The sequence below is a fragment of the Paramylibacter ulvae genome (assembly GCF_014652655.1).
Classification (GTDB): domain Bacteria; phylum Pseudomonadota; class Alphaproteobacteria; order Rhodobacterales; family Rhodobacteraceae; genus Amylibacter; species Amylibacter ulvae.
Genome location: NZ_BMZF01000006.1, coordinates 142,066 through 154,477, shown reverse-complemented (window position 1 = coordinate 154,477; position 12,412 = coordinate 142,066). Strand labels below are relative to the sequence as shown.

At 49.1% G+C, this 12,412-nt stretch carries 14 protein-coding genes; 6 read left to right on the top strand and 8 right to left on the bottom strand.

Annotated features, from left to right (window positions below; genetic code table 11):
* The coding region (locus IE094_RS11815; RefSeq protein WP_229802302.1) for a GTP-binding protein at nucleotides 1–127 on the bottom strand (127 nt) is incomplete at its 3' end.
* 195 nt (nucleotides 128–322) lie between these two features.
* Here IE094_RS11815 and IE094_RS11810 point away from each other — a divergent pair.
* On the top strand, nucleotides 323–1,687 hold the full coding sequence (locus IE094_RS11810) for a cytochrome P450 (RefSeq protein ID WP_189640904.1): 1,365 nt from the start codon (nucleotides 323–325) through the stop codon (nucleotides 1,685–1,687).
* Here the strand turns inward: IE094_RS11810 and IE094_RS11805 are convergent.
* From IE094_RS11805 to parC, 3 genes are read right to left on the bottom strand one after another with little or no spacing between them, the layout of a single operon-like run.
* A complete protein-coding gene (locus tag IE094_RS11805; protein ID WP_189640903.1) occupies nucleotides 1,684–2,790 on the bottom strand; it encodes a M48 family metallopeptidase in 1,107 nt (368 codons plus the stop codon). The two genes, IE094_RS11810 and IE094_RS11805, sit on opposite strands and share 4 nt — an antisense overlap.
* Before the next feature lie 2 nt (nucleotides 2,791–2,792).
* Nucleotides 2,793–4,037 carry a DUF898 family protein gene (locus tag IE094_RS11800; RefSeq protein ID WP_189640902.1) on the bottom strand — a complete coding sequence of 415 codons (1,245 nt, stop codon included), beginning with the start codon at nucleotides 4,035–4,037 and terminating at the stop codon, nucleotides 2,793–2,795.
* A 35-nt stretch (nucleotides 4,038–4,072) separates the two neighbouring features.
* Nucleotides 4,073–6,331, bottom strand: a complete 2,259-nt coding sequence (gene parC / locus IE094_RS11795) for a DNA topoisomerase IV subunit A (protein ID WP_189640901.1) — start codon at nucleotides 6,329–6,331, stop codon at nucleotides 4,073–4,075.
* A 106-nt stretch (nucleotides 6,332–6,437) separates the two neighbouring features.
* On the opposite strand from parC, the gene IE094_RS11790 reads away from it, so the two are divergent.
* From IE094_RS11790 to IE094_RS11770, 5 genes are all read left to right on the top strand, one after another.
* Entirely contained in the window at nucleotides 6,438–7,271 is an 834-nt protein-coding gene (locus tag IE094_RS11790; RefSeq protein WP_189640900.1) for an SDR family NAD(P)-dependent oxidoreductase, read from the top strand.
* 34 nt (nucleotides 7,272–7,305) lie between these two features.
* The gene (locus tag IE094_RS11785; RefSeq protein ID WP_189640899.1) at nucleotides 7,306–7,509 is read left to right on the top strand and encodes a twin transmembrane helix small protein; all 204 of its coding nucleotides are present in this window, start codon (nucleotides 7,306–7,308) and stop codon (nucleotides 7,507–7,509) included.
* 2 nt (nucleotides 7,510–7,511) lie between these two features.
* The gene (locus IE094_RS11780) at nucleotides 7,512–8,084 is read left to right on the top strand and encodes a cob(I)yrinic acid a,c-diamide adenosyltransferase (protein WP_189640898.1); all 573 of its coding nucleotides are present in this window, start codon (nucleotides 7,512–7,514) and stop codon (nucleotides 8,082–8,084) included.
* Between the two features lie 142 nt (nucleotides 8,085–8,226).
* Nucleotides 8,227–8,988: an electron transfer flavoprotein subunit beta/FixA family protein gene (locus IE094_RS11775; protein ID WP_189640897.1), complete on the top strand. Its 762-nt coding sequence runs from the start codon at nucleotides 8,227–8,229 to the stop codon at nucleotides 8,986–8,988.
* Nucleotides 8,988–9,914 (top strand): electron transfer flavoprotein subunit alpha/FixB family protein, encoded by a 927-nt coding sequence (locus IE094_RS11770; RefSeq protein WP_189640896.1) that lies wholly within the window; start codon nucleotides 8,988–8,990, stop codon nucleotides 9,912–9,914. Before IE094_RS11775 ends, IE094_RS11770 begins: the two co-directional genes overlap by 1 nt.
* 47 nt (nucleotides 9,915–9,961) lie before the next feature.
* Here IE094_RS11770 and IE094_RS11765 read toward each other — a convergent pair whose 3' ends face one another.
* Genes IE094_RS11765 through rapZ form a run of 4 tightly spaced genes read right to left on the bottom strand, consistent with a single transcriptional unit; the run spans nucleotide 9,962 to nucleotide 12,411 of the window.
* Complete coding sequence (locus tag IE094_RS11765; RefSeq protein WP_189640895.1) at nucleotides 9,962–10,828, bottom strand: lysophospholipid acyltransferase family protein; 867 nt, start codon at nucleotides 10,826–10,828, stop codon at nucleotides 9,962–9,964.
* Between the two features lies 1 nt (nucleotide 10,829).
* A complete protein-coding gene (locus tag IE094_RS11760) occupies nucleotides 10,830–11,096 on the bottom strand; it encodes an HPr family phosphocarrier protein (RefSeq protein WP_189640894.1) in 267 nt (88 codons plus the stop codon).
* 14 nt (nucleotides 11,097–11,110) lie between these two features.
* Nucleotides 11,111–11,506 (bottom strand): PTS sugar transporter subunit IIA, encoded by a 396-nt coding sequence (locus IE094_RS11755; RefSeq protein WP_189640893.1) that lies wholly within the window; start codon nucleotides 11,504–11,506, stop codon nucleotides 11,111–11,113.
* A gap of 11 nt (nucleotides 11,507–11,517) precedes the next feature.
* The gene (gene rapZ / locus IE094_RS11750) at nucleotides 11,518–12,411 is read right to left on the bottom strand and encodes an RNase adapter RapZ (RefSeq protein ID WP_189640892.1); all 894 of its coding nucleotides are present in this window, start codon (nucleotides 12,409–12,411) and stop codon (nucleotides 11,518–11,520) included.
* Nucleotide 12,412: the final 1 nt, after the last annotated feature.

Below are 12,412 nucleotides of genomic sequence, written 5' to 3'. Positions count from 1 at the left end.
CATACGCTTTGAAGTCACCAAATTGCTTGGTGATCGCTGCGGTCAATGTTGTCTTACCGTGGTCAACGTGGCCAATTGTGCCGATGTTGCAATGCGGTTTCGAACGTTCAAACTTTTCTTTTGCCATGATCGGCCTCCTTACTTGTTCTATCTTAGGATTTGCCAATCCCGTGACACTTACGCGCTTGCGCGTAAAGAAAACTTGCAAATAATGCAAGCGAAAAACCTTGGATTGGCATTCGGATTCAGATTTTCCTTTCGTCACATATGATGGCGAACTAAGCTAACTTCAAGTGCGCATCAACAGGAACAGGTTTAACGTATGACCGCCACGCCCCCCTCAAAACAATCACCCGTCAAAGTGCCCCTTGTCACCGATGTGTGGGGTGTGTTCAAAACGTTGATTGAGGCACGTAAAAATGTGTTATCGATCATCCCAGAACTGGCGACATTACAGCCGATTATTTCAGGGCGTGTTGCATGGGTGAACTGGCATATGGTTATGGACCCAAGTGCCATTCAACATATCCTGCGCGACAATTTGGAAAACTACCCAAAATCAGATGTAGTAAAAAATACGCTAGAACCTGCAATTGGTGACAGCCTGTTTATTGCAGAGGGTGCGCATTGGCGTTGGCAACGCCGCGCCGCAGCACCCGTATTTTCGCCGCGCAATATCGCCAACCTTGCCCCCATCATGGGGGCAAGTGCGGATGCAAGCTGTGCCCGACTTGGCGATGGATCACCCCGCATTGATATGTACGCAGAAATGATCAGCGCGACATTTGATGTGATTTCCGACATTACATTTTCGGGATCGGATGTTTTGGATAGCGACGAAGTGCACCGCGCAATCGACAATTACATTGAACAGGTTGGGCGTGTGTCCATTTTCGATGTCATTGGACTGCCCACATGGATACCGCGCCCATCGCGGGTATTACAGCCAAGCGCATTGAAACAAACCAAGGCTATCGCCAACAGCGCGGTGCGCAACCGCGCCGCCAGTGGGCCACGCAACGTGCCCGATTTGTTAGATCTGTTGATGGCGGGCGAGGACTTAAAAACAAAGCGTAAGATGAACGCATCCGAATTGCGTGATAATCTGCTCACGTTTATCGTAGCGGGGCATGAAACAACGGCGCTGACATTATCTTGGGCGCTTTACCTTTGTGCGTTTGATCCAGTGGTTCAGGATAAATTGCGCGCCGAAGCACAAAACGTGTTGAACGGACGCACCGCAACCGCGGAGGATTGCGCCAATCTGACCTATACCAAACAGGTGCTGAACGAAACGCTGCGCCTTTACCCGCCTGCCGCATTGATTTCACGCACGGCGCAATCCCATGATGTGTTGTCGGATCGTGATATTAAGCCCAAAGACACGGTGATGATCCCGATTTATGCGCTGCACCGTCATCATGCATTATGGGATAATCCAGATGAATTTAACCCAGATCGTTTTGGCGAGGACGCCCGCCATGATCGGTTTGCTTTCTTACCATTTGGTGATGGCCCACGCGTCTGCATTGCCGCACAATTTGCAATGACAGAGGCACAGATTATTTTGGCGACCCTGATCAGCAGGTATAAATTTGAACGCATTGATGGGCTGAATCCAAAACCCGTGATGGTTTTAACCCTGCGTCCAGAAGGTGGCGTCCAGTTAAAGGTGAGCAAAGTTTAGTCACAAATTTCGCGCAGCGCCTGCCATTCATCACCCGAAAGAACAGGCGTGAACTCTGCATCTGCAATTGTATCTGCACCCCGTGCTAAATCCGCGCGATCGCCCAACGCGGGATGGGATGCGATATGGGATAAAAACCCAGCATCATCGCCATGTTCTTCTTTCAGCTTTTCGAAAAACGCAGCCATTGGGGCGGATGGTAGCCCCGCATCAGCCAAGACCAAATGTGCAAAATCATCGGCGGCGGATTCCGCTTCGCGCGTATAATTCGCCGCGATCAATTGTTCCGCCAAAACCAGTGCAACCGCACCACCTGCAAAATCGCCAAACACCATGCCAAGAATACCAACCGACCCCGCAGAACGAAGCGCTAGACGCGTTGGATCGCGGTGTATCACATGGCCAAATTCATGGGCCAAAACACCCGCAACCTCTTCTGGGGAATCTGCATCATCGATCAAACCTTTGAAAATCACCACTTGCCCCCCTGGCACGGCAAAGGCATTGACCATTTCATGGTCGAAAACACGCACGTTTAATTCATAAGGGCTATCAAATTGCGCAGACAAACGCGCAGACATTTTTTCCAACGCGGCAATGCCGTCTGCGCCCGAGCAGGTTAAATTGGGATTGGTTTCAAATGCCAAGATACGTTCGATCTGGCGCACCGTATTTTGGCCCAGCACCATTTCTTTTTCGACAGGAATATGTGTGGCCAATCGATTGGCTAGGTTTGGAACGATCACAAACATAATAATCAACACAGATGAAATTGCCGCCGCTGCATAAATCGCAACGCGGCGATAGGTACCGCGTGGCGCATCCGAATTGTGCAAATTTGCACAGTGCGTTTTAATCATCTGCGCAAAATTGGGGTCATCGGCGAACAGGCGTTGTTGTTGACCCGATTTGCAAATCGCGATGCCACGGCTTCCGGCCTGATCGGGTAATGCGCGAATATCGGCAAAATCCCATTCATGGTATTGATCCAAACTATCACCCGTGATGCGAATGCCCGTTTTGAATGTGGTGATATCAACACCATGTTCGCGCGCGGTCTCGCCGTCAAAAAATTGCCCCAACACAGATAGCGTTTCAACCATTCCTAAAATCCAGCGCCCAAATCAAGCGCGTCGGCGAAACCTTCGGCCTCTGCGAAATCATCGCCGTCACGTTGTTTCACCTGTACCAGTGCAGCGGCGTTTTGAATCGTAGTGTTGTGGGCAAAATGGCGGATCATCGGCTCGGTGATCATCAAGAGTGACAACACCGAGAGCGCCAAGAAATAGATTAGAAAACCAATACCGGAGGTAAAGATCGCAAGTTCCTGTATCCCCAACATTTTAACAACCAAATATGTCAGAACACCACCAATTGCAAAACCAAGCACCGCCGCAACGATGCCTGCAACAAATCCACCTCCGATAAATATGCCAATTAAGCTGCGCGTACGCGGCATGCTTGTGAATGTCACGGTTTCGCCCAGCGTTTTGTGGGCGGTCAATTTACGAAAGCTGTGCACGCGATAATATGCAAACCCTGCATAAATCCAAAACGCACCCACAAACACAACAAACGCACCAAACCCAGTGCCAGAACCACCCGTAAAAGAGTCATCTGAAACTCTCGCCCATTCACCGCCCGCCGCAAAAACGCCGCCTGCAATTACAATTAACAGACCAAGCAGGATGTGTTTCATCGCAGGGTAGAGCATTGTCCATTTACCGTTTTGCTCAAACTTTACATCGCCATACCATGTGCGGTCGGCCTTGTATTTTTCCAAACGGAATGTTTGCAGCGGCCATAAAATTCCCACGGTTAGGATCGTTACAATCGTAAATCCAATTCCGCGCAACGCATAACCCCACGCGCCCTTGTCCATGCCAAACCGAATACCACGCCAGCGCGTGCGTGATAATTTATAACGCCGCGCGCGGTATTGCGCATAAAAGATCAGCGGCAACAATGCGCCAAACGCGATATAGGTCACGGCCAATTGTTGCAATTCATCCGCTGTGTCATCAACGGCGGTGAACAGGCTCATCCCCGCAAATGTCAACAAAAGTTGCAAAATCCCAAGGTAAACTGCGAGCACAGCCACCGCGATCAAAAAGCCAAGGAATTTTTCCAATCCCTTACCGTCATATTCAAACGGGTGTCCATCGGGGGCAACGCAGGACCAGAAATAATTGCGCAATCGTGTGCGTGCCCAAAACCGATAAATGCCAAAGGTAAGCAACGTTAGTAAAGTTGTTTTAATCGCCAAACTTCGCAATTGGCGTTTTTCCATCAGATATGAAACACCAACACTGTTTCCAATTTCGGTTTCGTTCACATCGGTTAACGCCATATTCCACCCCTTTGGTCTGTAATCCCGTTCGTTTTTTAAAGATTAAACTTGTTGTCATGTGGGAAACCACGCGGCGCCATGCGCCCTGCCCCTGCACGTTTACCAATCCAATCGGCCAGTTCGGTTTCGGTGCGTGTACGCCCCGCTGGATCAAGCCATTGCAGCCCCGTTTCCAAATTCAACGTGGTCGCATCGGACAATCCACCGTCCTTGTATTTTTGCAAACGCACGCCCTTGCCGCGCACCATTTCTGGCAATTCGGACAATGGGAAAATGATTACTTTGCGGTTTTGACCAACACAGGCCAGATGATCGCCCGAAACGGGTTTACACACCAATGCCGTAACATCGCCGCGAACGTTCAACACCTGTTTGCCTGTGCGGGTTTGCGCCAAGACCTCTTTTTCTTCGACGACAAATCCATCGCCAGCACTGGATGCGAGCAATAAACGACGTGCAGGATCGTGGATGAACAGCGCCATCATATCCGCATCATTTGGTAAATCCACCATCAATCGGATGGGTTCACCCATGCCGCGCCCACCTGGCAATTCGGAACAAGGCAGCGTGTAGAAACGCCCGTTTGAACCAAACAACACCAATTTATCGGTGGTTTCCGCATGGAACATAAAACGCCCTTCGTCGCCGTCTTTGAATTTCAATTCTTGGGACAGGTCGATATGCCCTTTCATTGCGCGCACCCACCCCATGGCGGAACACACAACGGTAATAGGTTCTTTTTCGATCATCGCCTCTAGCGGGACTTCTTCGAAATCGGGGGCGTCTTCCAATACGGTACGGCGCGCGCCAAATTCGGAAGCTTTACCAAACTGTTTGCGGGTTTCGCGCAACTGTTCCTTGATCCGATTCCATTGCAATTCTTCGCTACCTAGCAAATCGTCAAGCTCGGCGCGTTCAACCTGCAATGCATCCAACTCATTGCGCAATTCCATTTCTTCGAGACGGCGCAAACTGCGCAAGCGCATGTTTAAAATGGCTTCAACCTGAACGTCGGATAATGAGAATTCCTCCATCATGATCGGCTTTGGCTCGTCCTCTTCACGGATAATTTCGATCACACGATCAAGGTTAAGGAACGCAACGATGTAACCTTCCAAGACCTCTAGGCGGCGATCAATTTTATCCATGCGGAATTTAGAGCGGCGATATAAAACATCACGGCGATGATCAAGGAATGCACGAAGCACCTCTTTCATCGAACAGACCTTAGGTGTTCGCCCATCAATCAACACATTCAGGTTCATGCTGAACCGCGTTTCCAAATCACACAAGCGAAACAGCGTTTCCATCAACACGGTCGGTTCTACGGTTTTTGCCCGTGGTTCCAAAACCAAACGGATGTCTTCCGCGCTTTCGTCGCGCACATCGGCAAGGATCGGAATTTTTTTCAACTGAATCAATTCAGCAATTTTCTCGATCAGTTTGGATTTTTGCACCTGATAGGGGATTTCGGTAACGACAACCTGCCACATCCCGCGACCGATATCTTCGACTTCCCATTTTGATCGCAGACGAAACGAGCCGCGACCGGTTTTATATGCATTCAGGATATTTTCTGCAGGTTCCACCAATATCCCACCCGTTGGGAAATCGGGACCAGGAACATGATCCATCAAGGTTTCATCGCGCGCATTTGGCGCGCCAATCAGATGGATCGCAGCATCGCAAAGTTCACCGATATTGTGGGGTGGAATATTCGTCGCCATCCCCACGGCGATACCTGATGAACCGTTTGCCAACAGATTTGGAAAGCTCGCGGGTAACACCGCAGGTTCTGTTAATGAGCCATCATAGTTTTCGCGAAAATCAACGGCGTCTTCTGACAGACCTTCCAACATGGCCTCTGCCACGGCGGTCATGCGTGCCTCTGTATAACGCGCGGCGGCGGGGTTATCGCCATCGATGTTGCCAAAATTGCCTTGGCCATCCACCAGTGGATAGCGCACATTGAAATCTTGTGCCAAACGCGCAAGCGCATCGTAAATCGCCTGATCACCATGCGGGTGGTAATTACCCATCACATCGCCAGAAATCTTGGCCGATTTACGAAAGCCCCCGTTTGAGGCAAGTTTCAATTCGCGCATCGCATATAAAATGCGACGGTGCACAGGTTTCAATCCATCACGGGCATCGGGCAATGCACGGTGCATAATTGTGGATAACGCATAAGTCAGATACCGATCGCCAATCGCGCGGCGAAGCGGTTCCTTGATCGTCATTCCATCGTGGTGATCATCACCGTTCATGTCGGGTTCATCAATATTATCAGCCATAGATGATGTGTAACGATGCCGTAAAGTAAGGTCTAGTGTGGATTGGAATTCGATTGCATAAATCACACGTAACTTGCATTCTGCGCCAAAATTCAGGGGGGGTATTATGACGCAAAAATCAATCTTGATCACGGGATGTTCGTCAGGCATCGGATATGACGCTGCACATACATTGCATAAACGCGGCTGGCGTGTTTTTGCAACCTGTCGCCAAGAGGCGGATTGTGAACGGCTGCGCGGTGAAGGATTGGAAAGTTTCCAGCTTGATTATGCAGATGAGGACAGCGTCAAAGCCGCCGTTGCCGAAACATTGTCGCGCACCAATGGCACGTTGGATGCGCTTTACAACAACGGGGCGTATGCCCTGCCCGGATTAACCCAAGATTACCCACGCCAAGCCCTGCGCGAAATATTCGAAGCAAATTTGTTTGGTTATTTCGATTTGATCAATCAATTGCTGCCAACCATGCTTGCGCAGGGGCACGGACGAATTATCAATTGTTCCTCTGTTTTAGGCATTGCCGCCATGCGTGCGCGAGGTGCATATAATTCAACCAAATTTGCGATGGAAGGATTGACCGATACGATGCGCTTGGAATTGTATCACCAGCCCATCGACATTATATTAATTGAACCGGGTCCCATCACAACGAACATCCGGGTCAATGCCCAACCCCATTTTGAAAAATGGATTGATTGGAAAAATTCAGCGGCGCGGAAATTGTATGAACGCGAGTTGATGCCACGCCTTTATGTTGAAAATCCCGCGCCCGACAAAGGTGAGCTAGCGCCAAGTGCTGTAACCACAAAGTTAATCCACGCGCTGGAATCCAAACGCCCGCGACCACGTTATTATGTAACCACCCCAACATATGTAGCGGGGATACTGCGGCGTATTCTACCAACCCGTGCGATGGACTGGGTATTCGCAAAGATGTAGGATAGGGTTGACCCAAACAAACAAGGAAACCCCGATGTCTGGTTTTTACTATCTTATCATAATTGCGTGTTTGGCGGTTTTGGCCGTGTTAATGCTTGGACTTGGATCATTCACCAGTGGTGGTGAGTTTAATCGTAAATATGCCAATAAAATCATGCGGTGGCGAATTATATTACAAGCAATCGCCGTAATTCTGATCATCATTTACGCAATCATTCGGTCAAGCGGGAACGCATAACCATGGTCACGCTCAACAAAATTTACACCAAAACAGGTGACAAAGGTGAAACCGCATTGGGCGATCAAAGCCGTGTTGCAAAACACAGCTTGCGTGTATCAACATATGGCACGGTTGATGAAACCAACGCAACGGTTGGCATGGCGCGTTTACATGCCACGGGTGATTTGGATGCCGGCCTTTCACGCATACAAAATGATCTGTTTGATTTGGGTGCTGATTTGTGCCGTCCAAATATGGCAAATGATGCGAATGCTGAATATCCACCACTGCGCATTGTGGACTCACAGGTTGATCGGTTGGAAACCGAAATCGACGCGATGAACGCGGATTTGCAACCATTGAAAAGTTTCATTTTACCCGGCAGCACTGCGCTGGCCGCACATTTGCATATGTGCCGCACAGTATCCCGCCGCGCCGAACGTTTGGCGGTGGAATTGGCAACGGTTGAGGATGTGAACGCAATTGCGGTAAAATACCTAAATCGTCTGTCGGATTGGTTTTTCGTTGCTGGAAGAATCGCGAATAACAGCGGTGAAAACGATGTTTTGTGGGTTCCAGGCGCAAACCGTTAGCGCAAGCGTTCGAATAACGCGGCGTATTCCTGCTAGTCTGCGTCCTTTTTGACCTTTTCGTCGCCGCTCTTATTGGCTACATCTTTCCACGTATTACTTGGCCAAGGGGCATCTTTGGCTAAAATCGTGAGGAGAAACGCTTATGAAGGTGCTTGTACCTGTTAAACGCGTGATCGATTACAACGTGAAAGTCCGCGTAAAAGCAGACGGCAGCGGCGTTGATCTCGCCAATGTGAAAATGTCCATGAACCCATTTGATGAAATTGCTGTCGAAGAAGCAATTCGCATGAAAGAAGCGGGCAAAGTTGACGAAATCGTTGTTGTTTCAATCGGCATCGAGAAATCCCAAGAAACATTGCGTACAGCATTGGCCATGGGCGCGGATCGCGCGATTTTGGTAAATGCTGCTGATGACGTGCACACAGATATCGAACCACTGGCCGTTGCAAAATTGTTGAAAGCCGTCATCGACGATGAACAACCAGGTTTGGTTTTGTGCGGGAAACAAGCAATCGACAACGATATGAACGCCACAGGTCAAATGTTGTCTGCTTTGTTGGGCTGGTCACAAGCGACATTCGCATCAGAAATCAATTTGGACGGCGATAGCGCCACGGTCACACGCGAAGTTGACGGCGGTTTGCAAACCATCAAGGTTAAGATGCCGGCCATCGTTACCGTTGATTTGCGTTTGAACGAACCACGTTACGCATCATTGCCAAACATCATGAAAGCCAAGAAAAAACCGCTTGATACAAAAACTGCGGCTGATCTGGGTGTTGATGTTGCACCGCGCCTGAGCGTTGTGAAAACAACAGAGCCAGCCGAACGCGCCGCAGGTGTAAAGGTTGCCGATGTTGCCGAACTGGTTGCGAAACTTAAAGACGAAGCGGGGGTTATCTAATGGCTGTTCTTCTACTAGCAGAAATCGTAGGCGGCGAAATTTCAATCGACCAAACCGCCAAAGCGTTGAGCGCAGCAAAAGAGCTGGGTGAAGTAACGATCCTTTGCGCATCTGCCGATTGTTCCGCCGCAGCAGACGCTGCCGCCAAATTGGACGGCGCAGCCAAAGTATTGTGTGCGGATGACGCGGCATATGGCAACGGCTTGGCTGAGCCCATCGCCGATTTGATCGTGTCGTTGGCTGCTGATTATGATCACATCGTTGGCCCATCAACAGCAAGTGCAAAAAACATTTTGCCACGCGTGGCGGCTTTGTTGGATGTTATGGTGATTTCCGATGTAATGGGTGTTGTTGACGCCAATACATTCGAGCGCCCGATTTACGCAGGGAACGCAATTCAAACCGTGAAATCCGCAGATGCCAAAAAGGTTCTGTCTGTGCGGACCGCTGGTTATGATGCCGCATCTGAAGGTGGATCTGCATCAGTTGAAACAATTTCAGCAACGGCAAATCCTGGCCTGTCCGAATGGGTTGAAGACAAGGTTCAAGAATCTGATCGCCCAGAGCTGACATCAGCGAAAATCGTTGTATCAGGTGGCCGCGGTGTTGGTTCCGAAGAGGACTTTGCAATCATCGAAGCCTTGGCCGAAAAACTTGGTGCCGCTGTTGGCGCATCACGTGCTGCGGTGGATTCAGGTTATGCACCGAACGATTGGCAAGTTGGCCAAACAGGCAAAGTTGTTGCACCAGAGCTTTACGTTGCTGTGGGCATTTCTGGCGCGATCCAACACTTGGCTGGCATGAAAGATTCCAAAGTCATCGTTGCCATCAACAAAGACGAAGAAGCACCAATTTTCCAAGTTGCGGATTATGGTTTGGTTGCAGATTTGTTTGATGCGGTTCCAGAGCTGACAAAAGCGCTGTAATTTTTAAGCACATGAATTGAAAAGACCCGCCATTGAGCGGGTCTTTTTTATGCGTTCTTTTTCAATGCCAGCGTTTCATCGCGCAGATAGGCCATCAAACCTTCGCCGTCTGTTTTGTATTTGTCCAAAACATCACGCCCAATCGGTGTCCCAATAATCGGTTTTTGTGGGCGCCCAAGGGATCGTTTGATTTCATACATCAACAAGCTTTGACGTGTCAGATGCGAAATACGGTTCGCAATTTGAAATGCGCGTGAATTTGAACCGGGGAAATAGATCGGCAAAACAACTGTATCTGTCTGGCGGATCAATTTTGATGTGAACGTCCCCCATTCAGCCTCGATCACTGGGCCAAATGGTGTTTGGCTGGTGGACACTGTCCCAGCTGGGAATACGGCAATGCAATGCCCGTCTTTGACTGAGTTGATCGCCTTTTTTCGGGTATTCAGGTTTTTACGTACGGCATCTTCTTCGTGTGGAAAGCTAACGGATAATAGGTTTTTTTCCGCTGCTTCAACACCGTTCAACAATGCACGTGCCATTATGCGGAAATCTTGGCGCACACGCGATAACAACCATGCAATTACCAAGCCATCAACCAACCCGTGGGGATGGTTACAAACCACAACCAGCGACCCCGTTTTGGGGATACGTGCCAAATCATCATCTGTCACCATGATATCGATTTCCATCTCTTCCATGACAGAAACCCAGAAATCAGGGTTTTTATTTTTTCGCCGTTCCCAACGACGCATACGCATCAACAAAGGATAGCGCGCGGTAAATGCTTCGACTGTTTTGATAAACAATCGTTTGTACCATTCGGGGAAAGAGTTTGCATAAGTCAATTCTGACCGATCATACAAAACATCCTTATAGGGTTGTTCTTTTTCGATATTATGCCGCATATCCATTTTACTGACCTTCGCCAAAGAAATCTTCGACCAATGCTTTGATCGCTTGTGCGAGTTCTTCGGCTGCTGCGCCTTCGGTCATTACTTCTATCGTACTTCCACGGGCGGCGGCAAGCATCATCAATCCCATGATGGAATCGCCCGAAACAGACATCCCGTCTTTGGTGACGGTTGCATTGGCATCAAAGGATTCTACGGTTTCCACAAATTTTGCAGACGCACGGGCGTGCAAACCTTTTTCATTTATAATCTCAAGTTCGATATTCACATACCCGCCTGTTGTTAAATGCCTGCATGACCGTTGCAGGTATTAATGTATTTTCGCCCCGCATCCATCGCAGCGTTTAACGCGCGTTCAATGGGTAAACCGCGTGATTTCACCAATTTAAGCAGCATTGGCAGGTTTGCACCATATAAAATGCGTCGATCAGAACAATCGCATGCTTTCATCGACAAATTTGATGGCGAACCGCCAAACATATCCGTCACAACAACGACACCTTCGCCCTCGTCGACAGAATCGGCTGCTTTGCAAATTTCCGCTTGTTTCCCTGCGCGATCACATTCCGCAGCGATAGAAATTGCACAAATACCTTCTTGTTTTCCCATAACATGCTGAATCGCCAGAAGATATTCTTCTGCTAATCGACCATGTCCTACGATCACGACTCCTATCAAGCCGGAAACTCCTATGTATTGCGCAGCTCGTTTGTGTTGCGCCGTTCCATTTCCCGATGGCGTATAGACACCTGCCATCCTTTTTTTGCAAGGGTATTCGCCAATTCTTCTGTCAAAGTGACGGAACGATGTTGGCCACCCGTACAACCTAAACCTATGGTGAAATGCGATTTACCTTCTTCGCGATATGCGGGTAATAACAGCTCAGCCATACTTACAACTTGATCGAAAAAGCGATCATAACGCTCATCTGCTTGCACATATGAGCGTACCTCTTGATCAAGCCCCGTTTTGCCCCGCAACGATTCATCCCAATATGGGTTTCGTAAAAATCGGCAGTCCAATACCATATCAATGCCGCGCGGCACGCCGCGTTTATACGAAAACGATTGCAAATTAACCGCGAGTGTTGCGCCGCTTTCGCCTGCGAACAATCGGTTAATTTCACCGCGCAGATCATGCGGAGTCAATTCTGATGTGTTAATTAAGACGTCTGCGCGATTTTTCAATAACTGCAGCAAATCCTTCTCTGCATCTATCCCTGCTTTGGGCGTATCGCTTGGTAACAATGGGTGACGTCTGCGTGTTTCGCTAAAGCGACGCAACAATACATCGGATGAACAATTCACGTAAAATAAGGTACAGGTAAAGTCTTCCTTTTCGCGGATCAAGTCCATGATGTCCATCACGCCTTTGACACTAAAATCACGGGTGCGAACATCCATACCCAGCGCGATATCACGCCCCGATGCGGGCCCGTGAAACAGGCGTGGTATCAACGCCAACGGCATGTTTTCAATGGTTTCGTAACCCATGTCTTCGAATGCGTTAATCGCAGTACTGCGCCCTGCACCCGATGGTCCAGTGACCAGAACAATATTTGTTACGGCACCAATAGATTTCATA

Bases quoted from the DNA above. Each gene is read 5' to 3' on its own strand.
- IE094_RS11800 (WP_189640902.1), bottom strand. From the start codon at position 4,037: ATGGCGTTAACCGATGTGAACGAAACCGAAATTGGAAACAGTGTTGGT.
- IE094_RS11810 (WP_189640904.1), top strand. From the start codon at position 323: ATGACCGCCACGCCCCCCTCAAAACAATCACCCGTCAAAGTGCCCCTT.
- IE094_RS11790 (WP_189640900.1), top strand. From the start codon at position 6,438: ATGACGCAAAAATCAATCTTGATCACGGGATGTTCGTCAGGCATCGGA.
- rapZ (WP_189640892.1), bottom strand. From the start codon at position 12,411: ATGAAATCTATTGGTGCCGTAACAAATATTGTTCTGGTCACTGGACCA.
- IE094_RS11765 (WP_189640895.1), bottom strand. From the start codon at position 10,828: ATGGATATGCGGCATAATATCGAAAAAGAACAACCCTATAAGGATGTT.
- IE094_RS11775 (WP_189640897.1), top strand. From the start codon at position 8,227: ATGAAGGTGCTTGTACCTGTTAAACGCGTGATCGATTACAACGTGAAA.
- parC (WP_189640901.1), bottom strand. From the start codon at position 6,331: ATGGCTGATAATATTGATGAACCCGACATGAACGGTGATGATCACCAC.
- IE094_RS11780 (WP_189640898.1), top strand. From the start codon at position 7,512: ATGGTCACGCTCAACAAAATTTACACCAAAACAGGTGACAAAGGTGAA.
- IE094_RS11805 (WP_189640903.1), bottom strand. From the start codon at position 2,790: ATGGTTGAAACGCTATCTGTGTTGGGGCAATTTTTTGACGGCGAGACC.
- IE094_RS11770 (WP_189640896.1), top strand. From the start codon at position 8,988: ATGGCTGTTCTTCTACTAGCAGAAATCGTAGGCGGCGAAATTTCAATC.
- IE094_RS11785 (WP_189640899.1), top strand. From the start codon at position 7,306: ATGTCTGGTTTTTACTATCTTATCATAATTGCGTGTTTGGCGGTTTTG.